This is a genomic window from Streptomyces sp. STR69 (assembly GCF_024519455.1).
Lineage (GTDB): Bacteria > Actinomycetota > Actinomycetes > Streptomycetales > Streptomycetaceae > Streptomyces.
Genome location: NZ_JALJRY010000002.1, coordinates 541,119 through 564,192 on the forward strand (window position 1 = coordinate 541,119; position 23,074 = coordinate 564,192).

The window sequence follows — 23,074 nt, forward strand, 5'->3', positions numbered from 1 at the left end:
GTCCGGAGCGCGGAACCGGACCGGCCCGTTCGCCCCGCGGCACTCCGGTTGCCGCACCGCGCCCCGGATTCCGGTTGCCGTACATCGGGCCCCCTGACACGCTCACGCCCATGCCGACCTTCGCCGCACCCGACGGAACCCGCCTCGCCGCGCACGCCTCCGGCGACGGCCCGCCCCTGGTCTGTCTGCCCGGCGGACCGATGCGGGACTCGGCCTACCTCGGCACCCTCGGCGGTCTGACCGCCCACCGGCGGCTGATCCGTCTTGACCTCCGGGGCACGGGCGCGTCGGAGGTGCCGCGGGACCCGGCGTCGTACCGCTGCGACCGGCTCGTGGACGACGTCGAGGCCCTGCGCGCACACCTGGGCCTGGACCGGATCGACCTGCTGGCCCACTCGGCCGGTGCGAACCTGGCCGCCCTGTACACGGCCCGGCACCCGGACCGGGTGTCCCGGCTGACACTGGTCACCCCCAGCGTCTACGCGGTCGGCATCCGGATCTCCGCCGAGGACCGGCTGGCGGTCGCACGGCTGCGCGGGTCCGAACCGTGGTTCGGACCCGCGTTCGCCGCCCTGGAGGAGGTCACCGCCGGCCGGGCGACGTCCGACTCCTGGCAGGCCATCTCGCCCTTTGCCCACGCCCGTTGGGACGAAGCGGCACGAGCCTTCGAGGAGGCCGACGCGAAGGAGAAGAACGCGGAGGCCGCGGCCGTCCACTCCGCCGAAGGCGCCTTCAGCCCGGCCGACACCCGCGCGGCGCTGGCCGGCTTCACCTCCCCGGTGCGCGTTCTCGCCGGGGAGTTCGACATCTCCGCTCCGCCGCGGGTGATGGCCCGGTACGCGGAACTGTTCCCGAACGCCGAGTTCGTGATCCAGCCCGGCGCCGGACACATGCCGTGGCTGGACGACGCCGAGCGGTTCGCCGCGCTGGTGCTGCCCGTCAGCAGTCCCTGAACTCCGGTGACTGGTTCAGCACCTGGGACCGCGGTGAAGTGAACTTGGCATACGTCCCGCCGTCCCGCGCCGCCGGCCGGAACGCCGCCACCCGGTGGCAGTTCTGGAAGGCCAGGGCCACCCCGAAGTGGCGCTCCAGGCTGCCCCGGATCGCGTCGCTGGCCAACGCCCGCAGCAGCTGGCCGCGTTCCTTCTCGGAGGGCGGCGGGGTCTGGTTGTCGGTGAAGTCGGCCGTGCCGTCGTGGAGTTCGGCGGCGAGGCCCGCGACGAGGTCGTAGGCGTACGGCAGGGACGTGCGGACCGTGTCCACGAAGTCCGCCTCGCGGATGTCACCGTGTTCGGCTTCGGCGAGGAGCTTCGGGGAGACGTCGAGAGACATGAAAAGGGGTGTCCTGTCAGGTAGTTGGGAGTGGTGGGCAGGGGCGGTGTGGCGTGGGGTGGTCGTCAGGTCAGCGCGGCCGGACCCGGTACGTAGCCCGGGTCCACCTGGGCGGCCAGGTCCAGGCCCGTCGCCCGGTCCGCCCAGGCCCGCGCGTTGCGCAGATGGAACTCGACGGCGTGGCGGTGCAGGGTCGGCCAGTCCCGGGGGCAGGAGTCCACCGCATCACGCAGCAGATTCAGGGCGTGCGTGTTGTGCGGCTCCAACTCGCCCTGCTCCCGGCCCTGTTCGGCGGCGCGGACGGCGGGGGAGTGGACCAGGTGGGTCAACAGGTCGTCGCCCACCTCCTGTTTGAGGAAGAGCAGGTCGTCCTCGCCGGTCACCTTGTTGCCGATCACGGCGATCCGGATCCCGAACTCCCGTGCGTGGTCCCGGTACTGGCGGTAGACGGAGACGCCCTTGCGGGTGGGTTCGGCCACCAGGAAGGTGAGGTCGAAGCGGGTGAACAGGCCGGAGGCGAAGGCGTCGGCGCCCGCCGTCATGTCGACCACGACGTACTCGCCGGGGCCGTCGGCCAGGTGGTTCAAGTACAGCTCCACCGCGCCGAGTTTGGAGTGGTAGCAGGCCACCCCGAGGTCGCTCTCCTCGAACTCGCCCGTCGCCATCAGCGGCACGTCACCCGCCCGCACCACATGCCGGGCGTGCACCTCGTCGTCGCCGAGCAGACGCAGCAGGCGTGAGCCGCGCCCCGGCGGGGTCGTCTTGACCATGGCCTCGCGGGAGGCGATGCGCGGGTTGGAGCCGCGCAGGAAGTCCTTCAGCTCGCCCAGGTGGGCGCCGAGCGGAGGGGCGACGACCGGTGCGGTGCCCGGGGCCAGGGCCTCGGCCAGATGCTGGTTGATGTCGCCGTCGATGGCGAGCACGGGGGCGCCGGAGCGCGCCAGACGGCGGGCGAAGAGGGCCGACAGCGTGGTCTTTCCGCTGCCGCCCTTGCCGACGAACGCGACGCGCACTACCGGTCCGCCGCTTTCGCAGTTTTGAAAATGAATGTCATGTGGCTAGGTTTTAGGGGTCGGCCGCGGGGCTGTCAAATCGGAAGCGGCCATCAGGGGTGGCTGTCGTGGGGGATCGCCGGGCGCGATCAAGGACGGGAGTCTTAATGCATACGATGTGCAAATGCTTGACTACTGCATCAGGGCGGCAGGTCCGGACGACGTCGACGGTGCGCGTGCCGTGATGCTCGACACCGTCCACCGCGACTTCGCCACCGGCTACGTGCCCCGCTGGCACGCCGACATCATCGACCCGGCCGCCGCCTACCTCGCCCCGGCCCGCCACACCCTCCTCGTGGCGCTCGATCCCGCCGACGGCCAGGTCGTCGCCACCGCCGCGCTCGACTCCCGTGGACCGGTCCACCCGCCGAACCCGCGCGGCCTCGCCGAGCGGTATCCCTCCGGCGCGACCGCGCAACTGCGCCGCGTCTACGTCCGTCCCGCGCACCGCCGCCGCGGCCTCGCCCGGCACCTCGTCGCCGAACTCCTCGCGTTCGCCGCGGCCGACGGCGGCTACCGCGCCGCCTATCTGCACACCGACCCCGCCGTGCCCGGAGCCGAGGCCTTCTGGCGCTCGCTCGGCAAGGTCGTGCACGACGAGCGCGACGACGCGGGCGGCGGGCAGGGAATCATGCACTTCGAACTGGCGATGGGGCGATGACCGCGATGCGATTCCGACGAACTCGGCCCGCCCGACTGCTCCTTGCCCTCACTCTCGCCCCGCTGCTCACCAGCTGTTTCGCCTCCGCCGGTGAGGAGAGCGGAGAGACGACCGGGAAGTCCGGTTCCCGGCTACGGGTCGCCCTGGCGTTCCCGCCCGCAGAGAACCTCTCGCCGTACGGCGCCGACGCCACCGTCCTCAGCCGCCTCGGTGTCACCGAGGGCCTGACCTCCCTGGACGCCAACGGCTCCGCCGCCCCCGCGCTCGCGCGGTCCTGGCAGCGGGAGAGCGACCGCAGTTGGCTGTTCACCCTGCGCGAGGCCACCTTCCAGGACGGCACCGACGTCACCCCGGCCCGCGTGGCCGCCGCCCTCACCCACGCCACCGAGGCGAGACCCGCCCCCGCCGCCCTTTCCGGCGTCACCCTCACCGCCGAGCCCGCGGGCGGCGACCGGGTACGCGTCACCACCAACTCCCCTGACCCCGTGCTGCCGTTGAGGCTGGCCGGTCCCGCTCTCGCCGTCCTCTCCCCGAAGGCGTACGCGAACACGAAGGGCCGCGTCGACCCGGTCGGCACCGCCACCGGTCCCTTCGAACTCACCGAGGTCACCGGCTCCACGGCCGCCACCCTCGACCGCTTCGACGACTACTGGGGCGGCCTCGCCCACGCCTCCGGCATCGACGCGCGCTTCGTCGCGGACGGCACCGCCCGCACCAACGCCCTGCGCACCGGACAGGTCGACATGGCCGAGGCGATACCCGTCGCCCAGGTTGCGACCCTCGACCGCGCGGTCCGCCGCGAGACCGCGACCACCCGCACCACGAGCCTCCAACTCAACACCCGCACAGGCCCGTTCAAGGACCCGAAGCTCCGGGCCGCCGCCCGCGAGGCCGTCGACACCAGCGTGCTGGCCAAGGGCGTCCACGAAGGTCACGCGGACGCCGGGACGGGCATCTACGGCCCCGCCGTCACCTGGGCCGCCGGTCAACGCGAACAGCCGGTCGGGCGGGCGAAGCCGGCGGTGCCCGACGGAACGTCGATCATCCTCGCCACGTACGACAACCGGCCCGAACTGCCGGAAGCGGCCCAGGTGTTGAAGCAGCAACTGGAAGAGGCCGGATTCCGGGTCGAGTTGGAGGTGCGCGAGTACTCGCGGATCGAGAGCGACGCGCTGGCCGGGAAGTTCGACGCGTTCGTGGTGGCCCGCAACACCCAGGTGGACACCGGGGATCCGGTCGCGGTGCTCGCCAGTGACTACACCTGCGACGGCGGCTACAACCTGGCCCTGCTGTGCGACAAGGGTGTCGACCGGGCCGTGGCGAAGGCCGAGGGTGCCGCCGACACCTCCGCGCGCCAGAGCGCCGCGATGGCGGCCGAGGCCGAGATCCTGGGCACCGACGCGGTCGTGCCGCTCGTCCATCAGCGGGTCGTCACCGGCGTCGGCGGCTCCGTCGAGGGTGTCCTCCTCGACCCGTACGAGCGCACCCTCGTCGGCACCGGAACCCGGCGCTGAACCATGCCCCGTCGCACGGCCACGCTCCTGTGGCGCGCCTTCCTCGCGGCTGCCCTCGTGTGCGCCGTGGGCCTGCTGCCCTGGCTCTCCCGCACCGACCCGGCACTCACCGTCCTCAAGGCGCGGTCGGCGGAACGCGACCCCGATCCCGAGGTGCTCGCCGCTGTCCGCACCCAACTCGGCCTAGAAGAGGGTCCGTTGAGGCTGCTCGGGCGATGGCTCGGCGGGCTGCCGCGCGGCGACGCCGGCCGGTCGTGGATCTCCGGCGCCGAGGTCATGCCCGGCGTCCTCCAAGCACTGGGCGCGTCCCTGCTGTTGATGGGCGCGGCGCTCGTACTGGCCTTTGTGACCGCCGGGTTGGTGTGCGCCCGCACGCTCCGGCGGGGCGGAGCCGAGGCGTCGCGCCCCGGCGGCACCGGCTCCGCCGTGCTCGCCGCGCTTCCCGAGTTCCTGACCGCGTCCGTGCTGGCCACCGTCGTAGGGGTGCAGCTCGGGTGGTTGCCCGCGCTCGGCTGGTACGGGCCGCGGTGGACGGTGTTGCCCGCGCTCGCGCTCGGGCTGCCCGCCGGGGCCGTGCTGGGGCGGCTGCTCGACGATCTGCTGCCCGGTGCCTTCGCCGAGCCGTGGGCGCGGGCCGCCGCCGCGCGCGGACTGCCCGGTCGGCGCATCGCCCGGCAGGCCGTTCGCCGTTGTCTGCCCGGACTGCTGCCGAACCTGGGGCTGTTCGTCGTCGGGCTGACCGGCGGGGCCGTCGCCGTCGAGCAGATCTTCGACATCCCCGGCCTCGGCCGCACCATCCTCCAGGCCGCCCTCGCCCAGGACCTGCCCGTCCTCCAGGCCGGGACCCTCGTCCTCCTCCTGCTCGCCGCCCTCGCCGCCGGACTCTCCCGCCTCGTCACCCGTCTCCTCGTCGGACCGGCACTGCGAGCCGGGGCCCTGCCGTCCCTCCACGGACCCGGCCCAACACCCAGGCCGACCCTGCCCCTTGTGTACGGCGCCCTCCTCCTCGGTGTCCTCGTACTCGGCCTGCCCCGCGACCCCCTCGCCCTCAACACCGGACTGCGGCTCCAACACCCCACCTGGGCCCACCCGTTCGGCACCGACGCGCTCGGCCGCGACCTCCTCGCGCGGATCGCCCACGGAGCCGTCGACACCCTGCTGCTCGCCCTCGCGATCAGTGCCGTAGCGCTCGTCACCGGCGTCCTGCTCGGACTGCTGCCCCGGCTGTCCGGACCGCTCGTCGACACCGTGAACGCCGTACCGCCCGTCCTCGCCGCCCTGTTGGTCACCGCCGTGGCCGGCCGCGGGAGCGGTACGCCCGCCCTCGCCGTCGCCGCCCTCACGTGGACCCCCCTCGCCGCACACACCTCCGCGCTGCTGCGGCAGGAGCGCGCCACCCCGCACGTGACCGCCACCCGGGGCCTGGGCGCGGGCCGTTGGTACCTCCTGCGCCACGAACTGCTGCCCGCCGTCCTGCCACCCGTCACCCGGCACGCCCTGCTCCGCCTGCCCGGTATCGCCCTCGCCCTCGCCTCGCTCGGCTTCCTCGGCCTCGGCGCCCAGCCGCCCGACCCGGAGTGGGGCCTCCTCCTCGCCGAGAACCAGCCCTACGCCGAGCGCGCTCCCTGGGCCGTCCTCGCGCCCGCCGCCGTCCTCGCCCTCCTCGGCGCCCTCGCGGTGACGGCGGCCGGCAGCGTACGAGCCTCGGGACAGGGGCAGTTGGCGGTCCGGTGAGCGCGGCGACCGTCGTACGGACCCCGCTTCCGCCCCCGCTCCGGCTGCTGATCCCCATTCAACTCGCCTTCAACATCGGCTTCTTCGTCGTGACCGCCATTTCTCGTCGAGCATCTGGCGGACGTGATCGGCATGGCGCGCCGGCTCGTCGGGCTGGTGCTGGGGCTGCGGACCTTCAGCCGACAGGGGCTGTTCGTGGTCGGCGGGGCGTCGGCCGACCGGTACCGAGTGCGGCCCGTCGTGCTCGCCGGGTGCGTGCTGCGGATCGCCGGGTTCGGCCGGCTCGGATACGCCGAACGGACCTTGGCGGTCGTCGGAGCCGCGCTGCTCATCGGGTTCGCCGCCGCCCTCTTCTCCCCGGCCGCGGCGGTCGGACTGTTGCCGCGCACGGGCCGACCGGCAGCCGTCGTGGTCCCGTAGGCGATCCGGCGGCCGTATCCCGGTAAATCGACGCATGCGGGCAGGAGTCCGCCCACCTGGACTGAACGCCCCACGCGTCACCGCCGTACCAAGCCATGAACCAGATATGAGCTGCCCCCTAAACAGCCATCGACGGCTACGGCGGCAGCGGCCCGTGGGAGGATCCGTCACCATGAGCGCATCCCCGGCGGTACGGAGCCTGCGCGCCGCGGTGTTCGCCGCGGTGTGTGTGCTGCTGGCTGCCGCCGGGCACGGGTTCGCGACCGGCGCGACACCCCCGCTGTGGGCGGACGGCGCCGGGTTTCTCGTCGTGTTCGGCACGGGGTGGCTGCTCGGCGGGCGTGAGCGGTCCCTGCCCGGTATCGGTGCCGCCATGCTCGCCACCCAGGCGGGGCTGCACCTCGGCTTCGACCTCGCGCGGCCCCGGGCCGGGATGGCGATGGCCGGGATGGCGCACATGTCGGGGGACACCATGGCCCCCATGCGGCAGACGCAGGCGATGACCCCGCACGCCGTGGCCGCGCACGTCGTCGCCGCCCTCGTCGCGGCCTGGTGGCTGCGGCGCGGGGAGGCCGCGCTGTGGTCGCTGCTGCGCTGGGCCGTCGCCTTCGTACCCGGACTGGTCGCCTGGTGGCGGGACGCCCCCGCACCCCTGCCCGCCCGCACGGTCGGTCCCGGACGCACCGGCGCCGACGCGGCCCCCTTCTGCCGGCTCCTCCTGCGGCACGCGGTCAGCCGCAGAGGGCCACCGGTCCCGATCCCGTACCCGGTCTGACCACCCAACTTCCTTTTCCCGTACGGAGATCGCCTCACCATGTCCGCATACCGCACCACCCTGCGCCGCGCAGGCACCGTCGCCGCGCTCGCCACCGCCGGAGTCCTGGCCGCCGCCGGCGTCGCCTCCGCGCATGTCACCGTCCACCCCGAGAGCTACGCCAAGGGCGCCACGGACGGTGTGCTGACCTTCCGCGTCCCCAACGAGGAGGACAAGTCCAGCACCACCAAGGTCCAGGTCTATCTGCCCACCGACCACCCGGTCCTCGGCGTGCTGGTCACCCCGCAGAACGGCTGGACGGCGAAGGTCACCACCAGCAAGCTGAAGACGCCGGTCAAGACCGACGACGGCACCATCACCGACGCCGTCTCCGAGATCACCTGGACCGGCGGGAAGATCGCGGCCGGACAGTACGAGGACTTCAATGTCGCCTTCGGTCAACTGCCCGAGGACACCGACCAGTTGACGTTCAAGACGCTGCAGACCTACGCGGACGGCGATGTCGTCCGCTGGATCGAGGAGGCCGCGGCGGGCGAGGACGAGCCGGAGAACCCGGCGCCCGTCCTCAAGCTCACCGCCAAGGAGAGCGGGGACGGCGACGAGGCCCCGGCCGCCTCGGCCTCGACGGCAGCCACCGCCACGAAGACGACGTCCGCCTCCTCGTCGAGTTCGAGGAGCGACTCGACCGCCCGCGGGCTCGGCATCGCCGGGCTGATCGTGGGCGTCCTCGGTCTCGCGGCAGGGGCGTTCGCGATCGTGCGCAGCCGGTCCCCGCAGTCGTAGAGCACCTGTCGTAGCACGCCGAAGGGCCCGGATCACCAGTGATCCGGGCCCTTCGGCGCAACCGTCCCTACTGCGAGACCAGTTCCAGCAGCTTCTCCTCCGCCGGAACCTCCTCGACGAGGGCGGTGCGGGAGGTGCGCCACAGCCACAGGATGTCGCGGCCGAAGGACCACACCAGGGTGCCCAGCGCGAGCGTCACCACGGCGAGGTTGGCCGTGTGGGGCAGCAGGTTCGCGCCCGCCAGCAGCAGGAGGATGCCCTGGGTGGCGGCGACCGTCTTGCGGGCCGTGCTCGGCGGCAGCGGGGCGTTCAGCCACAGCCAGACGCGGGCGGCTGCCACGAACACATAGCGCATGGCGCCGATCAGCAGGACCCACGGGCCGAGCTGCGTCGACACGTACACGCTCAGGACGAGGATCAGGAACGCGTCGACCTCCATGTCGAAGCGCGCGCCCAGCGCGGTGGAGGTGCCGGTGCGCCGGGCGACCTTGCCGTCGACACCGTCCAGGATCAGGGCCACCGCCGTCAGCCCGACCAGCAGTGTGACCGGGGGCGAACTCTCGAAGGAGTCGGCGACCAGCGCGGTCACCCCGCCGACCAGGATCGCGCGGCCGAGCGTGACCCGGTTGGCCGGGCCGAAGGACCGCGTCCGGGTCTTGTGCAGGGCCTGGGAGAGCACGGCCCAGGTGGCGATCGCGAACGCCAGGCCGGTCAGCCAGCCCGCCGGGCCCATCCCGATCGCCGTACCGAGCAACGCCAGCAACAGGATCTGAACGCCCGCTCCCACAGCGGTCTCCTGCTGGACCAGCCTTGCTTCGTATGTGTTGTTCAGGGCCACCGCACACCCTCCGGCCATATGACAGAGTCGATCAACGCCGCGTACTGTGCGCGGCCTGTGGTTACCCGTACGTGAACAGCTTCCCGATCGTTCAGGAGGATTCCGATGAAACGCACCGCCAGGGCGTTCTGGATCGGCTCCCCGGGTCACGGCGAGATACGTGACGTGCCCCTTCCGGACCCCGCCGAGGACGAGGTGCTGGTCCGTTCCCTCTGGTCGGGCGTGAGCCGCGGCACCGAGACCCTGGTCTTCCGAGGGGGTGTCCCCGAGAGCCAGCACGCGGCGATGCGGGCACCTTTCCAGGACGGCGACTTCCCGGGCCCGGTGAAGTACGGCTACCTCAACGTCGGGGTGGTGGAGGAGGGCCCGGCCGCGCTGCTCGGCCGTACCGTCTTCTGCCTCTATCCGCACCAGACGCGCTACGTCGTCCCCGCGAGCGCCGTCACACCGGTGCCGGACTCGGTGCCGGCCGGGCGGGCCGTTCTCGCCGGGACCGTGGAGACCGCCGTCAACGCCCTGTGGGACGCGAGGCCACTGATCGGTGACCGGATCGCCGTGGTCGGCGGTGGCATGGTCGGGTGTTCGGTGGCCGCGCTGCTGGCCCGCTTCCCGGGTGCGCGCGTGCAGTTGGTGGACGCCGATCCGACGCGCGCCAAGACCGCCGAGGCCCTGGGCGTCGGCTTCGCGCTCCCCGCGGACGCGCTCGGCGACTGCGACCTCGTCGTGCACGCCAGCGCCACCGAACAGGGCCTGGCCCGCGCGCTGGAACTCCTCACCCCCGAGGGGACCGTCCTCGAACTGAGCTGGTACGGCGACCGGAAGGTGAGCCTCCCGCTCGGCGAGGCCTTCCACTCCCGCCGCCTCGTCATCCGCAGCAGCCAGGTCGGCACCGTCTCCCCGAACCGGGCGAACCGCAGCTACGCCGACCGCCTCGCCCTCGCTCTCGACCTCCTCGCCGACCCGGCGCTCGACGCGTTGGTCACCGGGGAGAGCGACTTCGAGGAGCTGCCGGACCTGCTGCCCAGGCTCGCCTCCGGAGAGATTCCGGCGCTGTGTCACCGGGTCCGATACACCGACATGGGTTGAGAATCGTTCAATCCGTTACGACAAGCGCGTCTGACCTGAGAAAAGAGTGAGAGAGGGCTGAACAGGGGGAGGCGTGCAGCCGTACTACACGGCATCCCCCGGCAGGGATCAGCCGGGGGACCAGACGCGCCGCACCTGGAGGGTCGTCCGTTGTTCAGCATCACCGTCCGCGATCACATCATGATCGCCCACAGCTTCCACGGCGAAGTGTTCGGACCCGCGCAGCGCCTGCACGGGGCCACGTTCCTGGTGGACGCCACCTTCCGGCGCGCAGAGCTGGACGACGACAACATCGTTGTCGACATCGGACTGGCCACCCAGGAACTGGGCGCCGTCGTGAGCGAGTTGAACTACAGAAACCTCGACAACGAGCCCGACTTCGCGGGCGTCAACACCTCCACGGAGTTCCTGGCGAAGGTCATCGCCGACCGGCTCGCCGAGCGGATCGAGAAGGGCGCGCTGGGCGAGGGCGCCCGGGGCCTTGCCGCACTCCAGGTCACCCTGCACGAGTCGCACGTCGCCTGGGCGAGTTACGAGCGTGCCCTGTGAGCGACGTGACCATCGACCGCGCCCCCTCGCTGGGATTCCTGCCCGCACAGCGCGCGGCCTCCCGGAATGCCGAGATCATCCCCATGTCCCTGCGCACCGTGCACTTCGTGATGCCGGGCGGTGTCGACGACCCGGCCGCGCCGAGCGGCGGCAACGCCTACGACCGGCGGGTCAGCCTGGACCTCCCCGGCTTCGGCTGGCAGGTCCACAAGCACGCCGTCGACGGCGAGTGGCCCCGGCCCGATGCCGCCGCCCGCGCGGAACTCGCCCGGGTGCTGCGCGAGTTGCCGGACGGCGCCGCCGTACTTCTCGACGGGCTCGTGGCCTGCGGAGTCCCCGAGATCGTCGTCCCGGAGGCCGACCGGCTCGGCCTCGCGGTCCTCGTCCACCTCCCGCTCGGCGACGAGACCGGCCTCGAAGCCGCCGTCGCCGCCGAGTTGGACGCCAAGGAGCGCACGGTTCTGCGGGCGGTGTCCGCGGTCATCGGCACCAGCGACTGGGCGGTCCGCCGCCTCGTCTCCCACCACGGCCTGGCCCCCGACCGGGTCCATGTCGCCACCCCCGGCGCCGACATCGCCCCCCTCGCCTCCGGCACCGACGGCGTCTCCCGCCTCCTGTGCGTCGCCGCCGTCACCCCGCGCAAGGGCCAGCACCGGCTGATCGAGGCCCTGGCCGCCGCGGCCGACCTGCCGTGGACCTGCACCTGCGTCGGCGGCCTCGGCCACGACCCCGAGTACGTCGACCACCTGCGCGGCCTCATCGAGCAGTACGGCCTCCAGGACCGGCTGCACCTCGCGGGCCCGCAGGCCGGCGCCCAGCTCGACGCCAGCTACGCCTCCGCCGACCTCATGGTCCTCATGTCGTACGCCGAGACCTACGGCATGGCCGTCACCGAGGCCCTCGCACGCGGTATTCCCGTGCTGGCCACGGACGTCGGCGGGCTGCCCGAGGCGGTCGGCCGCGCCCCCGACGGCGGGGTGCCCGGCATCCTCGTCCCGCCGGAGGACCCCGCCGCCCTTGCCGCCGAACTGCGCGGCTGGTTCGGCGAGGCGGATGTGCGCCGCCGGCTGAAGGCGGCGGCCCGCGGCCGGCGCGCGGCGCTCGACGGGTGGGCCACCACGGCCCGCAGCCTCGCCGGTGTACTCACCCGGCTCCCCAGTGAATCCCGGAGGGCGGCATGAGGAATACGCAGCCTACGCAGTCCGCACGGACCGCAGGACAGACCGGACGGATTCCGGCGCAGCCGGGGCCGAGGGGCGTACCGCTGGGGATGCTGGTTCCCCCGGCGCAGCCCGGAGGAGTGGAGGACGTGATGGCGGGGACGGCTTCGGCGGACACCGGCGAGCAGGCCGGGCACGGTGCCGTGATCCCCGGCGCCGGACCCGCGACCCGCCCCGGCGAGCGGGCCACCGTACGGCTGCGGGACGTCGGACCCGACGACCCGCCGCGCTACGCGCCCGAGTGGCTGGAGCTGCGCGAGGGCGCCGACGCCGTCGCGCGGGCCCCCGAACTCCTCGACCCACTGCGCATCCGGCTCGCCAACCTGCCCGGAAAGTCCGGGGTCGTCATCCACGACCTGGGCTGCGGCACCGGCTCGATGGGACGCTGGCTCGCCCCGCGTCTCGACGGCTCCCAGCACTGGATCCTGCACGACCGCGACCCCTACCTCCTGCACTTCGCCGCCGTCGCCTCCCCGCGTGCCGCCGCCGACGGCAGCCGCGTCACGGTCGAGACCCGGCGCGGCGACGTGGCCCGGCTGACCCCGGACGCGCTGGTCGGCGCCTCCCTGGTGACGGCCTCCGCGCTGCTCGACGTGCTCACCCGGGAGGAGGTCGACGCGCTCGTCACCGCCTGCGTCGGCGCCGGCTGCCCCGCGCTGCTCACCCTCTCCGTCGCCGGACGGGTCGAACTCACCCCGGCCGACCCGATGGACGCCGAGATCGCCGACGCGTTCAACGCCCACCAGCGGCGCGACGGACTCCTCGGCCCGGACGCCGTCACCGTCACCTGCGAGGCCTTCGCCGCGCACGGCGCCACGGTCCGCGTCCACCCGAGCGCCTGGCACCTGGGCCCCGACGACCTCGCGCTGACCGCCGAGTGGCTGCGCGGCTGGGTCGGCGCGGCCGTCGAGGAACGCCCGGAACTGAAGGAACGCGCCGACCGCTATCTGCGCGAACGCCTCGCGGCCTGCGCGGCGGGGGAGTTGACCGTGCTGGTCCACCACAGCGACCTGCTGGCGCTGGCCCGGCCCACAGGGGGAACATCATGAGCGTCGAGACGATGAGGACGGTCGCACCGCGACCGGGCACCACGAGGCGCAGGGTGCGCGTCGAGCGGCCCGCGCCGGTCGCGGTCGAACTGCGCGACCGGGGCACCGTCGAGGAGGTGCGCAGGCGGCCCGCGCACACCCCGCCGCTGCACAGCGCGGCCGTCTCCGGCGACCGTATCGGGGTGATCGTCGCCGCACCGCGCCCCACCGCCGACCGCGACTCCGGCGCCCGCCGCGTCCTGCGCGCGATCCTGACCCGGGTGAACTCCCGCGCGGTACGCACCCACTTCGGCTCGGTCGCCGGCGTCACCATCCTCGGCGTCCTCCTGTGGCGCCTGGGCACCGGCGTCTTCCTGGACGGCCTGCGCCGCATCGACGCACCGACCCTGCTGATCGGTCTCGCGATCGGGGTCGTCACCACGGTGTTCAGCGCCTGGCGCTGGGCGCTGGTGGCGCGCGGGCTGCGCATCAAGCTGCCGCTCGGCCCGGCCGTCGCCGACTACTACCGCGCCCTGTTCCTCAACGCGGCCCTGCCCGGCGGCATCCTCGGCGACGTCCACCGCGCGGTACGGCACGGACAGAGCGCCGGCGACATGGGCCGCGCCGTCCGCGCCGTCGTCCTCGAACGCGTCGCGGGCCAGATCGCCCTGGCCGTGGTCGGGGTGGGGGTCCTGCTGGGCCTGGACTCCCCGGTGATGGCCGACGCCCGCAGCATCGCCCCGCTCGTCCTGCTCGCCGCCCTCGGCGCGCTCGCGGTCGTGGCCGCCGTACGGATGAACCGTCCGCCCACCGCCACCCGCCGCGGTCGCGCCCTGCGCACCACCCTCGACGAGGTGCGCGCCGGACTCTTCTCCCGCGCCAACTGGCCCGGCGTCGCCCTCTCCTCGCTGATCATCCTGGCCGGCCACCTCGCGATGTTCGTCGTCGCCGCGCACGCCGCCGGATCGTCCGCCACCGTCGGCCAGCTGCTCCCGATCGCGGTCCTCGCGCTGGTCGCCATGGGCCTCCCGCTGAACGTCGGCGGCTGGGGCCCCCGCGAGGGTGTCACCGCCTGGGCGTTCGGCGCCGCGGGCCTCGGCGCGAGCAGCGGACTGTCCGTCGCCGTCATCTACGGCGTGCTCAGCTTCGCCGCCGCCGTGCCCGGCCTGTTCGTCCTGGTCGCCCGCTGGTACACCGGCCTGCGCACCACCGGGCCCGGCACCGCCGTACCGGACCCGGCACCCGCTCAGGAGTCCGCGGTCAGCATCGAGAAATACGCGCCGAAGGAATCGGCGAGGCTCGCCAGCAGTGCCTTCCCCTTTTCCGCCGAGCCGAGGGACGGGCGCCCGATGACGCCCGACTCGGTATAGCCGGCCATACCGAGCGTCAGAAGATGGCGACGGTCGTCGGCGACGAAATCGGAGGTCTCATAACCGGGACGGATCAATTCGGGATGAGCGTGCAGAAGAATGGAGGTCTCGATTTCCCCCGCATGCATATCGGTGAGCAGCGAGGTCAGCACCCCGGCCCGCTCCCGCGCCGTCTCCCAGTCCTCGGCGGCCGGGAAGAGCGCCATCCGCTCACCGCGCGCGGAGGACTCCTGAACGACGTTGCCCAGTACGTAGTTTCCGCCGTGCCCGTTGACCACCACCAGGGTCTCGACCCCCGAGCGGCGGAGCGAGTCCGCGATGTCCCGCACCACCGCATGAAGGGTCACGGAAGAGATGCTGACGGTCCCCGGCCAGGCCGCGTGCTCCTGCGAGCAGGCGATCGTCACCGGCGGGAGCAGCTGCACCGGGTACGCCGCGGCGATCTCCCGGGCCACGGCACAGGCGACGAGGGTGTCGGTCGCCAGGGGAAGATACGGTCCGTGCTGCTCGAAACTGCCGACCGGAAGGACGGCGACCTGTGCTGAGACACCTGCCCCCCTAGCCCGTACGTCCTCCGTGGTGTCCGCCGGCACCAGTCCGTATGCCGCCGTCCGTGAGCCCGAACCATTCATTGTTTCACGGCCTTTCGTCTCTGCTTAGGAACCAGATCATGACAGAAAACATTGGCGTACTCGGCAAGCAGAAGTCCGCGCAGCCCAGGGGCGCGGAACGCGTCGTGAATGCTCCGTTGCCCACCGTGTACGGCAAATTCCAGGCGATCGGTTACCTGGACCACGACCGCGGTGACGAGCAAGTGGCCCTGGTCTACGGCGACATCGGCACGGACGACGTACTCACCCGGCTGCACTCCGAGTGCCTCACGGGCGACGCCTTCGGCTCGCAGCACTGCGAGTGCGGCGACCAGCTGGACGCGGCGATGCGGGCCGTGGTCGCCGAAGGCCGGGGCATAGTCGTCTACTTGAGGGGTCACGAGGGCCGCGGCATAGGCCTGCTCGCCAAGCTGCGCGCGATGGCGCTGCAGGCGGAGGGCCTGGACACCGTCGAGGCCAACCTCGCCCTCGGCCTGCCGGTCGACGCCCGCGACTACGGCGTGGCCGCCGAGATCCTGCACGACCTGGGGGTGGCGAGCGTCCGTCTGCTCTCCAACAACCCGCGCAAACGCGAGGCGTTGCTGGAACACGGCATCAAAGTCTCCGAAGAGGTACCGCTGTTGATCGAGCCCTGCGAGAACAACATCACCTACCTGCGCACCAAGCGGGAGCGTCTCGACCACCACCTGCCCCATCTGGACGCGGTGGCGCACTGGTCCTGATTCCGGTGAGCGGAGTCCGGACAGGAAGAGGGAATGACCGACGACGTCCTCTTCCTCTCCGGCGACCGGACCGCCTTCCTCTCCGGCGACCGGATCACTGAACCGAGCTTCCCCCACAACAGCGCCCGACCCGGCATCCAGGACGCTGCTGCGGCCCGGTCCGTCATCGGCGCGGCACAGAAGGAGCGCCCGTGAAGCGTCAGGCCGAGGTCGTCGTCATCGGCGGCGGGGTCATCGGTACGAGCATCGCCTACCACCTGGCCCGCGCCGGCGTCAGAGACGTCGTCCTGGTCGAACGGGACGAACTCGCCGCCGGGTCCACCTCGAAGGCGGCCGGCGGGGTACGCGCGCAGTTCTCCGACGAGCTCAACGTGCAGCTCGGTGCCCGCAGTCTGGAGGCCTTCGACCGCTTCGAGGAGGACACCGGGCACGACATCGGGTTACATCGCGTCGGCTATCTGTTCCTGCTGTCGCGGCCCGAGGACGTCGCCTCCTTCGAGGCGGGCGTCCGGCTGCAGAACTCCCTCGACGTGCCCAGCCGCATGATCGACCCGGCCGAGGCCCGCCGCCTCTCCCCGCTGATCGCCGCGGACGGTCTCCTCGCCGCCGCGTACTCGCCCGACGACGGCCACTGCACCCCCGAGGCCGTCGTGCACGGCTACGCCTCCGCGGCCCGCGCCTACGGCGCGACGATCCTGCGCCACACCGACGTCACCGGCATCGAGACGTACGGCGACCACGTCACCGCCGTGATCACGACCCTCGGCCGCATCGACACGAACACGGTGATCTGCGCGGCCGGCGCCTGGTCCAGGGCCGTCGGCGCGATGGCCGGCGTCGACCTGCCCGTACAGCCGCTGCGCCGCCAGATCGCCGTCACGGAACCCGTACCCGGCCTCCCGCCCACGCTCCCCATGACGATCGACTTCACGACGAGCCTCTACTTCCACTCGGAGGGCCCCGGCCTCCTCCTGGGCATGTCCGACCCCGACGAGCGTCCCGGCTTCGCCACCGACACCCACGACCGCTGGATCCCGCGCCTCGCCGAGGCCATGCGGCGGCGCGCCCCCGGCCTCCTCGACCTGCGCCGCACCGGCGGCTGGGCGGGCCTGTACGAGAACACCCCGGACCACAACGCCCTGATCGGCGAGGCGACTTCGGTCTCCCGCTTCCTCTACGCGACGGGTTTCTCCGGCCACGGTTTCCTGCAGGCGCCGGCCGTCGGCGAGGTGATCCGCGACCTGTATCTCGGCCACGTACCCTTCGTGGACGTCAGCCCCCTGAGCGCCGGCCGGTTCGCGGCCGACGCCCCGCGTCCGGAGGTCAACCTGGTATGACCGAGCTCCATCTGTGGCTGCGCCACGAGACCCGCACGACCGAACGCCGCACCCCGGTCGTCCCCGCCGACGCCCGCCGGCTCGTCGGGAGCGGAGTGACCCTCACGGTCGAGGAGTCCCCACAGCGGATCTTCCCGATCGAGGAGTACGAGGCGGCCGGCGCCGAAGTGGCACCCGCGGGTTCCTGGGTGTCGGCGCCGGGGGACACGGTGATCCTCGGCCTGAAGGAACTCCCGGACGAACCGGCCGGGTTGACGCACCGTCACATCTTCTTCGGGCACGCCTACAAGGGCCAGCCGGGGGCGACGGACCTGCTGCGCCGCTTCGGCACCGGCGGCGGGGCGCTGCTGGACCTCGAATACCTGGTGGACGACACCGGCCGCCGTCTCGCCGCGTTCGGCTTCTGGGCCGGCTATCTGGGCGCCGCCCTGGCCGTCCTCCAGCACCGGGGCCGACTGGTCGCGCCCCTCACGCCCACCTCGAAGGAGGAGCTGGACGGCACGCTGCGACCCGCCGCCGGGGACGCCGAGTTCACCGCGCTGGTGATCGGCGCGCTGGGCCGCAGCGGCCGGGGAGCGCGGGCCGCGTTCGACACGGCCGGGATCGAACCGACGAGTTGGGACCTGGCGGAGACCCGGAACCTCGACCGCCCGGCCCTGTTGGCCCACGAGGTGCTGGTCAACTGTGTCCTGGCGACCACCCCCGTCCCGCCCTTCCTCCGCGCGCAGGACCTCGACGACCCGGCGCGCCGCCTCCGCACGGTCTCCGACGTCACCTGCGACGTCGGCTCGCCCCTCAACGTCCTGCCGGTCTACGACCGCACGACCGAATGGGACGCCCCGGTACGGCAGTTGCACACACGGCCCCCGCTCGACCTCATCGCCATCGACAACCTGCCGTCCCTCCTGCCCGGGGAGTCCAGCACCGACTTCTCGGCCGCCCTGCTGCCCCAGCTCCTGGACTTCGGTACCGGCGGGGCGTGGGGGCGCTGTCTGGACCTGTTCCGCACCAAGGCCCGTGAACTCGGGATCGCCGTGGCGGAAGGGGAGTTGGGCCATGTCTGACGTGGTGCGCGCGAGCGGCACCGTGCACTGGATCGGCGCCGGACTGTCCACGGGCAGCGGGCTGGCCCGGCTGTGCGACACGGCCGGGCGGGTACGGCTGTGGCACCGCACCGAGGACCGGGCGGCGCGGGCCCTCGACCAGCTGGGGCTGACGGGACGCGCGGAACCGCGCGCGTTCGACCTCGCCGCGCTCACCGCCGAACTGGTCCCCGGAGACGTCGTCGTCTCCATGCTGCCCGCCCCCGAACACGCAGCCCTGCTGGCCGTCTGTGTCCGGCGGCGGGCCCACTTCGCCTGCTCCAGCTATGTCTCGGACGCCGTCCTCGCACAGGTACCGGCGGCCGGGAAGGCGGGCGTCGTCGTCCTCACCGAGGCCGGACTCGACCCCGGCATCGACCACCTCTTCGCGCACAGCCTGGTCGACCGCGCACGCGAGGCCGTCGGTGACGGCACGGCGGCCACCTACAGCCTCACCTCGTACTGCGGCGGGGTCCCCGCGGTGCCCAACGACTTCCGGTACCGCTTCAGTTGGGCGCCCGCCGGAGTCCTGGGCGCACTGCGGTCACCGGCGCGCTATCTGGAGGACGGCGAGGAGACCGTCGCGGCCCGGCCCTGGGAGGTGACCGGGCCGCATGTCGTCGACGGAGAGACCTTCGAGGTCTATCCCAACCGGGACAGCGTGCCGTTCATCGAGCAGTACGGGCTGCCCGCGGCCTGGCAGCCGCGCACCTTCGTGCGGGGCACGCTGCGGCTTGAGGGCTGGCTGCGGGCCTGGGAGCCGGTGTTCGAGGAGCTGAAGGCGGGCGACGACACCCGGATCGCCGCGCTGGCAAGGGAGTTGGCGGCTGCGTACCCCACCACGGAGGCCGACCACGACCGGGTCGTGCTCGCCGTGTCCCTGGACGTCCGCGGCGACACGGGCCGTACCTGGTCCGGCAGTTACCTCCTCGACCTGGTGGGAGACGAGGAGGAGAGCGCGATGGCCCGCTGTGTGTCGCGTCCCCTCTCCCTCGCGGTCCGCCACATCCTGTCCGACGACCTGCCGTCCGGGCTGAACCGGGCGGCGGAGACGGCGGAGCGGTCACGGGAGTGGCTGAGCGAACTGGCGGGGGAGGGGCTGGAGTTCACCTTGCGGGTGGATCGGTGAGCGGGCGGTCGCGGATCAGTCCGTGACCGCCTCGTGCAGCAGCTGCTTCAGCTCGGGGACGATCTTCAGGGAGGACTTCGGCCGGAGCTGGGTCATGAACTGCACGGTCAGGTCCCGGCTCGGGTCCACCCAGAACGTCGTCGTCGCGACCCCGCTCCACCCGAACGTGCCGAGCCCCGCCGGGGCCTGGGTGCGCTCGGGGTCGACGACCACGGAGACACTGAGGCCGAAGCCGATGCCGTCGTTGCCGGGCTCCTGGTGGGCGGGGCTGCCGAAGGCGCGCATGTCGGCGCCGCCCGGGAGGTGGTTGCTGGCCATCAGGTCGACGGTCTCGGGGGCCAGCAGCCGGACGCCGTCGAGTTCGCCCCGGCGCCGCAGGAACTCCGCGAACCGGTGCACGTCGTACGGGCTCGCCGCCATCCCGCCGCTGCCCGACAGGAACCGCGGCCGGCCGCCCCGCAGCGGCAGCCCGAGGATCGGCTCGATCCCGCCGCCGTCGGCGTCGCCGTACAACTCCGAGAGCCGGTCCGCCTTTTCGTCCGGGACCTGGAAGCCGGCGTCCGGCATCCCGAGCGGCCGGAAGATCCGCTCGGCGAAGAACTCGTCGAGCCGCTGCCCGGACACCACCTCGACGATGCGGCCCAGCACATTGGAGGCGACGGAGTAGTTCCACTGCGTGCCGGGCTCGAACTGCAGCGGCAGGCTCGCGTACACGTCGATCGTCTCGGCGAGATTCGCGCCGGGCGGCACGGACGACTCCAAGTGGGCTTCCCGGTACAGGGCGTCGACGGGGTGCGCGTGGTAGAAGGCGAAGGTCAGGCCCGAGGTGTGGGTCATCAGGTGGCGGATCAGCATCGGCTGCTCCACCGGCCGCGTCTTCAGGTCGGCGCCGGAGCCGCTGTCGTAGACCCGCATGTCGGCGAAGGCCGGGAGGTGGTCGGCGACAGGGTCGTCGAGCGAGAGCTTGCCCTCCTCCATCAGGAGCAGCGCGGCGACCGCGGTGACCGGTTTGGTCATGGAGTAGATCCGGTACAACGTGTCCGGTGTGACGGGGAGTTTCGCCGCCACGTCGCGGTACCCGTGGGCGGTGAGGTGGGCGACACGGCCGCCGCGGGCCACGGACACCAGGAAGCCGGGCAGGCGCTCCACGTCGACGTAGTGGGCGAAGTGCTGGTCCAGGCGGTCCAGCGCCTTGTGATCCAGTCCGACCTCGTCCGGGTCGACTTCTTGTCGCAGCTGTGCCATGGCTCTCCTCCGAATTGCGTTCACGAGGTGGGGTCCCGCATACCCGGCCCCGGACACCTCGGAACTCATCGTCGCGCAGGAACACCTGCGCGGTCTCCTGTAACACCGTGATGTGTGAGCGACGCGACTGTCCGGCCGGGCAGCACGGGACACGCGAGAGCACCGGTCAGGGCCACTCCGGCGAGGACGGAGAGGGCTGCCGCGGAGCCGCTCGCGGCCATCAGCGCGCTCCCGGCGGCGACCCCGAGCGTGGGCCCCACGTTCACCGCGGTCTGCTTGAGCCCGCCCGCGACCCCGGCGGACTCCACTGCCGCCGCCCGCACCACCACCTGGGTCGCCGCCACCATCACCGTCCCGAACCCGGCCCCCAGCAGGGCGAATCCCCCGCACACCGCGACCGTGCCCGAGGCCCGCGACAGCACGAGAACGGCCAGCGCCACGACCACCGCCGCCGCTCCGGCCGTACCGCGTGCCCCGACCCGGCGCAGCACCATCGGGCACACGGGCGCCGCGAGGACCATCGCCGCCGCCAACGGCAGCCCGCGCAGGGCGCTCTGGAAGGGGCTGAGCCCCATCGAGCCCTGGAGGACATAGGTGACGACGAACAGCGTTCCGGAGAAGGCGGCGGAGACCGCCAGCAGCAGGCCGAGCGCGCCACGGATCGCCGCCGACCCGACGACGTCCGGCGGCAGCAGCGGATGCGCCGTACGACGCTCATGGCGTACGAAGGCGAAGCCGGCGAGCCCGGACACCACCAGCCCGGCCGTCGAACCGCGCGGATCGGCCAGCGCCTGGACGAGCGCGGCGAGGGACAGCGCGAGCAGCAGGGCCCCGGGCAGATCGAACCGCACGTCCTGCGACTCCCGCCGCTCGGGCCCCCGTGCGGTGAGGGCGAGCACGCCGAACACCAGCGAGGGCACGACGTGGAGGAAGAACACCGCCCGCCAGCCCACCGCGCCCACCAGCACCCCGCCCACCAGCGGTCCGGCCGCAGCGGCCACACCGATCACACTCGTCCGCACGGCGATCGGCATCCCGAGCCGGTCGGGCGGGAACGCGGCCCGCAGCATCCCGAGCGTGGCCGGCTGGAGCAGCGCCCCGAACACCCCCTGCACGACCCGCAGTCCGATCACCCAGCCGACACCGGGCGCCAGCCCGACCCCGGCCGAGGCGACCCCGAAACCGAGCATGCCCAGCGCGAACACCCGCTGATGTCCGTACCGGTCCCCGATCCGCCCGGCCGACACCAACAGGCTCGCCACGGCGACCAGATACGCGGTGCTCGTCCACTGGACCTGCGTCGGCGACGCACCCAACTCCCGCTGCAGCGTGGGCTGCACGACGGTGAGCACGGATCCGTCCAGGGCGACGATCGCCGCGCCCGCCACACTGCTCGCCAGTACGAGCCGTCGAGGAGCTGTCACAGAGCGGCCTCCGGCCCGAGGTGCGCGTCGAGGGCCGACCGCAGCAGGGGTACGAAGTCGTCGGCGCCGGTGGCGAGTTGGAGACTGCCCCAGCGCCACAGCTGGGCGAGACCGTGCAGGTTCGCCCACAACGCGCCCGCGACCGTGCGGGCGTCCACGTCGGGACGGGCCAGGCCGACCAGGTCCACCAGCGCGCCGAACAGCGGCAGGCTGGTCTCCCGCAGCCCCAAGTGCCCGCTCTCCAGCAGATCGTGACGGAACATCAACTCGTACATGCCGGGGTTGTCGAGCGCGAACTCCAGATAGACCCGTCCGAGCGCCGTCAACCGCGCCCGCGGGCTCGCCGTACCGTCTCCGACCGCCCCCGCCCCCGCCGCCCGCTCGCCCAGGTCGGCGAAGCCGCGCCGTGCGATGGCGGACAGCAGCTCCAGATGGGTGGGGAAGTAGCGGCGCGGCGCCCCGTGCGAGACACCCGCCCGCCGGGCGATCTCCCGCAGGGTGAGCGCCTGCGCCCCTTCCCCGGCCACCAGCTCCACGCCGGCGTCGACGAGCCGGTCCCGCAGTCCCGCTGCCTCCGCGTCACTCATGGACACTGTCTACCAGTCGGCCGTAGACAGTGTCTACGCGGGAATGGCGGACGCGCCCCGCTCGTTGTGCGAGCCATGACTCAGGACACGACACAGGACGACGCCCCGCTCCTTCAGCTGCTGTCCGACGGCCACGGCGGGGTGCTGGTCACCCTCAAGGGCGACGGCCGGCCCCAGCTCTCGAACGTCAGTCACGCCTACTACCCCGACGAGCGCACCCTCCGCGTCTCGATCACCGACGACCGCGCCAAGACCCGCAACCTGCGCCGGGACCCCCGCGCCTCCTACCACGTGACCAGTTCCGACCGGTGGGCGTACACGGTCGCCGAGGGCACGGCCGATCTCACCCCGGTGGCGACGGACCCGCACGACGAGACCGTCGAGGAGCTGATCAGGCTCTACCGTGACGTCCTCGGCGAGCATCCCGACTGGGACGAGTACCGGGCGGCCATGGTGCGGGACCGGCGGCTGGTGCTGCGGTTGCGGGTGGAGCGCGTGTACGGGATCCCGAAGGGCGCCAACCTGGGGTGACCGATCGTCACCTCCCTTCTCCGACGCTAAGGTTGATCCGCAGT

At 72.7% G+C, this 23,074-nt stretch carries 23 protein-coding genes and 2 pseudogenes; 18 read left to right on the forward strand and 7 right to left on the reverse strand.

Features of this window, described 5'->3' with window-relative positions:
- Nucleotides 1-110: 110 nt before the first annotated feature.
- On the forward strand, nucleotides 111-953 hold the full coding sequence (locus OC490_RS06075; RefSeq protein WP_262056741.1) for an alpha/beta fold hydrolase: 843 nt from the start codon (nucleotides 111-113) through the stop codon (nucleotides 951-953).
- On the opposite strand, the gene OC490_RS06080 is transcribed toward OC490_RS06075, so the two are convergent.
- Together OC490_RS06080 and OC490_RS06085 are read right to left on the reverse strand one after the other, a co-directional pair.
- A complete protein-coding gene (locus tag OC490_RS06080) occupies nucleotides 940-1,332 on the reverse strand; it encodes an SCO5389 family protein (RefSeq protein WP_262056742.1) in 393 nt (130 codons plus the stop codon). The genes OC490_RS06075 and OC490_RS06080 overlap by 14 nt on opposite strands.
- Before the next feature lie 65 nt (nucleotides 1,333-1,397).
- Complete coding sequence (locus tag OC490_RS06085) at nucleotides 1,398-2,345, reverse strand: ATP-binding protein (protein ID WP_262056743.1); 948 nt, start codon at nucleotides 2,343-2,345, stop codon at nucleotides 1,398-1,400.
- 163 nt (nucleotides 2,346-2,508) lie between these two features.
- On the opposite strand from OC490_RS06085, the gene OC490_RS06090 reads away from it, so the two are divergent.
- From OC490_RS06090 to OC490_RS06115, 6 genes and pseudogenes are all read left to right on the forward strand, one after another.
- Nucleotides 2,509-3,045, forward strand: a complete 537-nt coding sequence (locus tag OC490_RS06090; RefSeq protein WP_262056744.1) for a GNAT family N-acetyltransferase — start codon at nucleotides 2,509-2,511, stop codon at nucleotides 3,043-3,045.
- Complete coding sequence (locus tag OC490_RS06095; protein WP_262056745.1) at nucleotides 3,042-4,559, forward strand: ABC transporter substrate-binding protein; 1,518 nt, start codon at nucleotides 3,042-3,044, stop codon at nucleotides 4,557-4,559. Before OC490_RS06090 ends, OC490_RS06095 begins: the two co-directional genes overlap by 4 nt.
- Nucleotides 4,560-4,562: 3 nt before the next feature.
- Entirely contained in the window at nucleotides 4,563-6,293 is a 1,731-nt protein-coding gene (locus OC490_RS06100; protein ID WP_262056746.1) for an ABC transporter permease subunit, read from the forward strand.
- Nucleotides 6,290-6,656: pseudogene (locus OC490_RS06105) on the forward strand (MFS transporter); the annotation flags it as partial. The gene OC490_RS06100 and the pseudogene OC490_RS06105, both read left to right, overlap by 4 nt.
- A 229-nt stretch (nucleotides 6,657-6,885) precedes the next feature.
- Nucleotides 6,886-7,488, forward strand: a complete 603-nt coding sequence (locus OC490_RS06110) for a hypothetical protein (protein ID WP_262056747.1) — start codon at nucleotides 6,886-6,888, stop codon at nucleotides 7,486-7,488.
- 39 nt (nucleotides 7,489-7,527) lie between these two features.
- Nucleotides 7,528-8,271, forward strand: coding sequence for a YcnI family protein (locus OC490_RS06115; protein WP_262056748.1), 744 nt, complete (start codon nucleotides 7,528-7,530; stop codon nucleotides 8,269-8,271).
- A 67-nt stretch (nucleotides 8,272-8,338) separates the two neighbouring features.
- Here the strand turns inward: OC490_RS06115 and OC490_RS06120 are convergent, their stop codons facing one another.
- Nucleotides 8,339-9,109, reverse strand: a complete 771-nt coding sequence (locus OC490_RS06120) for a CDP-alcohol phosphatidyltransferase family protein (RefSeq protein ID WP_262056749.1) — start codon at nucleotides 9,107-9,109, stop codon at nucleotides 8,339-8,341.
- A 105-nt stretch (nucleotides 9,110-9,214) separates the two neighbouring features.
- Here OC490_RS06120 and OC490_RS06125 point away from each other — a divergent pair, with 105 nt between their 5' ends.
- The 5 genes and pseudogenes from OC490_RS06125 to OC490_RS06145 form a co-directional block, all read left to right on the forward strand.
- A complete protein-coding gene (locus OC490_RS06125) occupies nucleotides 9,215-10,195 on the forward strand; it encodes a zinc-dependent alcohol dehydrogenase (RefSeq protein ID WP_262056750.1) in 981 nt (326 codons plus the stop codon).
- Between the two features lie 150 nt (nucleotides 10,196-10,345).
- The gene (locus OC490_RS06130) at nucleotides 10,346-10,744 is read left to right on the forward strand and encodes a 6-pyruvoyl trahydropterin synthase family protein (RefSeq protein ID WP_019073017.1); all 399 of its coding nucleotides are present in this window, start codon (nucleotides 10,346-10,348) and stop codon (nucleotides 10,742-10,744) included.
- Entirely contained in the window at nucleotides 10,741-11,925 is a 1,185-nt protein-coding gene (locus OC490_RS06135; RefSeq protein ID WP_262056751.1) for a glycosyltransferase family 4 protein, read from the forward strand. Before OC490_RS06130 ends, OC490_RS06135 begins: the two co-directional genes overlap by 4 nt.
- A 131-nt stretch (nucleotides 11,926-12,056) precedes the next feature.
- On the forward strand, nucleotides 12,057-13,013 hold the full coding sequence (locus OC490_RS06140) for a trans-aconitate methyltransferase (RefSeq protein ID WP_262056752.1): 957 nt from the start codon (nucleotides 12,057-12,059) through the stop codon (nucleotides 13,011-13,013).
- 11 nt (nucleotides 13,014-13,024) lie between these two features.
- Nucleotides 13,025-14,134 (forward strand): annotated as a pseudogene (locus OC490_RS06145) (YbhN family protein); the annotation flags it as partial.
- Nucleotides 14,135-14,238: 104 nt separating this feature from the next.
- Here the strand turns inward: OC490_RS06145 and OC490_RS06150 are convergent.
- Nucleotides 14,239-14,994, reverse strand: a complete 756-nt coding sequence (locus OC490_RS06150) for a creatininase family protein (RefSeq protein ID WP_315986656.1) — start codon at nucleotides 14,992-14,994, stop codon at nucleotides 14,239-14,241.
- Between the two features lie 38 nt (nucleotides 14,995-15,032).
- On the opposite strand from OC490_RS06150, the gene ribA reads away from it, so the two are divergent.
- The 5 genes from ribA to OC490_RS06175 are packed head-to-tail and all read left to right on the forward strand — an operon-like array spanning nucleotide 15,033 to nucleotide 19,243.
- The gene (ribA, locus tag OC490_RS06155; RefSeq protein WP_262056754.1) at nucleotides 15,033-15,695 is read left to right on the forward strand and encodes a GTP cyclohydrolase II; all 663 of its coding nucleotides are present in this window, start codon (nucleotides 15,033-15,035) and stop codon (nucleotides 15,693-15,695) included.
- A gap of 33 nt (nucleotides 15,696-15,728) precedes the next feature.
- Entirely contained in the window at nucleotides 15,729-15,890 is a 162-nt protein-coding gene (locus OC490_RS06160) for a hypothetical protein (RefSeq protein ID WP_262056755.1), read from the forward strand.
- Nucleotides 15,887-17,032: an NAD(P)/FAD-dependent oxidoreductase gene (locus tag OC490_RS06165; RefSeq protein ID WP_262056756.1), complete on the forward strand. Its 1,146-nt coding sequence runs from the start codon at nucleotides 15,887-15,889 to the stop codon at nucleotides 17,030-17,032. Before OC490_RS06160 ends, OC490_RS06165 begins: the two co-directional genes overlap by 4 nt.
- A complete protein-coding gene (locus OC490_RS06170) occupies nucleotides 17,029-18,096 on the forward strand; it encodes a saccharopine dehydrogenase (RefSeq protein WP_262056757.1) in 1,068 nt (355 codons plus the stop codon). The genes OC490_RS06165 and OC490_RS06170 overlap by 4 nt, the downstream gene beginning before the upstream one ends.
- Nucleotides 18,089-19,243: a saccharopine dehydrogenase family protein gene (locus OC490_RS06175; RefSeq protein ID WP_262056758.1), complete on the forward strand. Its 1,155-nt coding sequence runs from the start codon at nucleotides 18,089-18,091 to the stop codon at nucleotides 19,241-19,243. Before OC490_RS06170 ends, OC490_RS06175 begins: the two co-directional genes overlap by 8 nt.
- Before the next feature lie 15 nt (nucleotides 19,244-19,258).
- Here the strand turns inward: OC490_RS06175 and OC490_RS06180 are convergent, their stop codons facing one another.
- The 3 genes from OC490_RS06180 to OC490_RS06190 form a co-directional block, all read right to left on the reverse strand.
- On the reverse strand, nucleotides 19,259-20,488 hold the full coding sequence (locus OC490_RS06180; RefSeq protein ID WP_262056759.1) for a serine hydrolase domain-containing protein: 1,230 nt from the start codon (nucleotides 20,486-20,488) through the stop codon (nucleotides 19,259-19,261).
- Nucleotides 20,489-20,553: 65 nt separating this feature from the next.
- Entirely contained in the window at nucleotides 20,554-21,912 is a 1,359-nt protein-coding gene (locus tag OC490_RS06185) for an MFS transporter (RefSeq protein ID WP_262056760.1), read from the reverse strand.
- Nucleotides 21,909-22,499, reverse strand: a complete 591-nt coding sequence (locus OC490_RS06190; protein WP_262056761.1) for a TetR/AcrR family transcriptional regulator — start codon at nucleotides 22,497-22,499, stop codon at nucleotides 21,909-21,911. Before OC490_RS06190 ends, OC490_RS06185 begins: the two co-directional genes overlap by 4 nt.
- 75 nt (nucleotides 22,500-22,574) lie before the next feature.
- Between OC490_RS06190 and OC490_RS06195 the strand changes: the two genes are divergently transcribed.
- Nucleotides 22,575-23,030 (forward strand): PPOX class F420-dependent oxidoreductase, encoded by a 456-nt coding sequence (locus tag OC490_RS06195; RefSeq protein ID WP_262056762.1) that lies wholly within the window; start codon nucleotides 22,575-22,577, stop codon nucleotides 23,028-23,030.
- The last annotated feature ends 44 nt before the right edge of the window (nucleotides 23,031-23,074 follow it).

Coding starts and splice junctions, on each gene's coding strand:
- OC490_RS06075 (WP_262056741.1), top strand. CDS start 111: ATGCCGACCTTCGCCGCACCCGACGGAACCCGCCTCGCCGCGCACGCC.
- OC490_RS06110 (WP_262056747.1), top strand. CDS start 6,886: ATGAGCGCATCCCCGGCGGTACGGAGCCTGCGCGCCGCGGTGTTCGCC.
- OC490_RS06180 (WP_262056759.1), bottom strand. CDS start 20,488: ATGGCACAGCTGCGACAAGAAGTCGACCCGGACGAGGTCGGACTGGAT.
- OC490_RS06095 (WP_262056745.1), top strand. CDS start 3,042: ATGACCGCGATGCGATTCCGACGAACTCGGCCCGCCCGACTGCTCCTT.
- OC490_RS06170 (WP_262056757.1), top strand. CDS start 17,029: ATGACCGAGCTCCATCTGTGGCTGCGCCACGAGACCCGCACGACCGAA.
- OC490_RS06175 (WP_262056758.1), top strand. CDS start 18,089: ATGTCTGACGTGGTGCGCGCGAGCGGCACCGTGCACTGGATCGGCGCC.
- OC490_RS06195 (WP_262056762.1), top strand. CDS start 22,575: ATGACTCAGGACACGACACAGGACGACGCCCCGCTCCTTCAGCTGCTG.
- OC490_RS06150 (WP_315986656.1), bottom strand. CDS start 14,994: ATGAATGGTTCGGGCTCACGGACGGCGGCATACGGACTGGTGCCGGCG.
- OC490_RS06125 (WP_262056750.1), top strand. CDS start 9,215: ATGAAACGCACCGCCAGGGCGTTCTGGATCGGCTCCCCGGGTCACGGC.
- OC490_RS06100 (WP_262056746.1), top strand. CDS start 4,563: ATGCCCCGTCGCACGGCCACGCTCCTGTGGCGCGCCTTCCTCGCGGCT.
- ribA (WP_262056754.1), top strand. CDS start 15,033: ATGACAGAAAACATTGGCGTACTCGGCAAGCAGAAGTCCGCGCAGCCC.
- OC490_RS06160 (WP_262056755.1), top strand. CDS start 15,729: ATGACCGACGACGTCCTCTTCCTCTCCGGCGACCGGACCGCCTTCCTC.
- OC490_RS06090 (WP_262056744.1), top strand. CDS start 2,509: ATGCTTGACTACTGCATCAGGGCGGCAGGTCCGGACGACGTCGACGGT.
- OC490_RS06140 (WP_262056752.1), top strand. CDS start 12,057: ATGGCGGGGACGGCTTCGGCGGACACCGGCGAGCAGGCCGGGCACGGT.
- OC490_RS06115 (WP_262056748.1), top strand. CDS start 7,528: ATGTCCGCATACCGCACCACCCTGCGCCGCGCAGGCACCGTCGCCGCG.
- OC490_RS06080 (WP_262056742.1), bottom strand. CDS start 1,332: ATGTCTCTCGACGTCTCCCCGAAGCTCCTCGCCGAAGCCGAACACGGT.
- OC490_RS06190 (WP_262056761.1), bottom strand. CDS start 22,499: ATGAGTGACGCGGAGGCAGCGGGACTGCGGGACCGGCTCGTCGACGCC.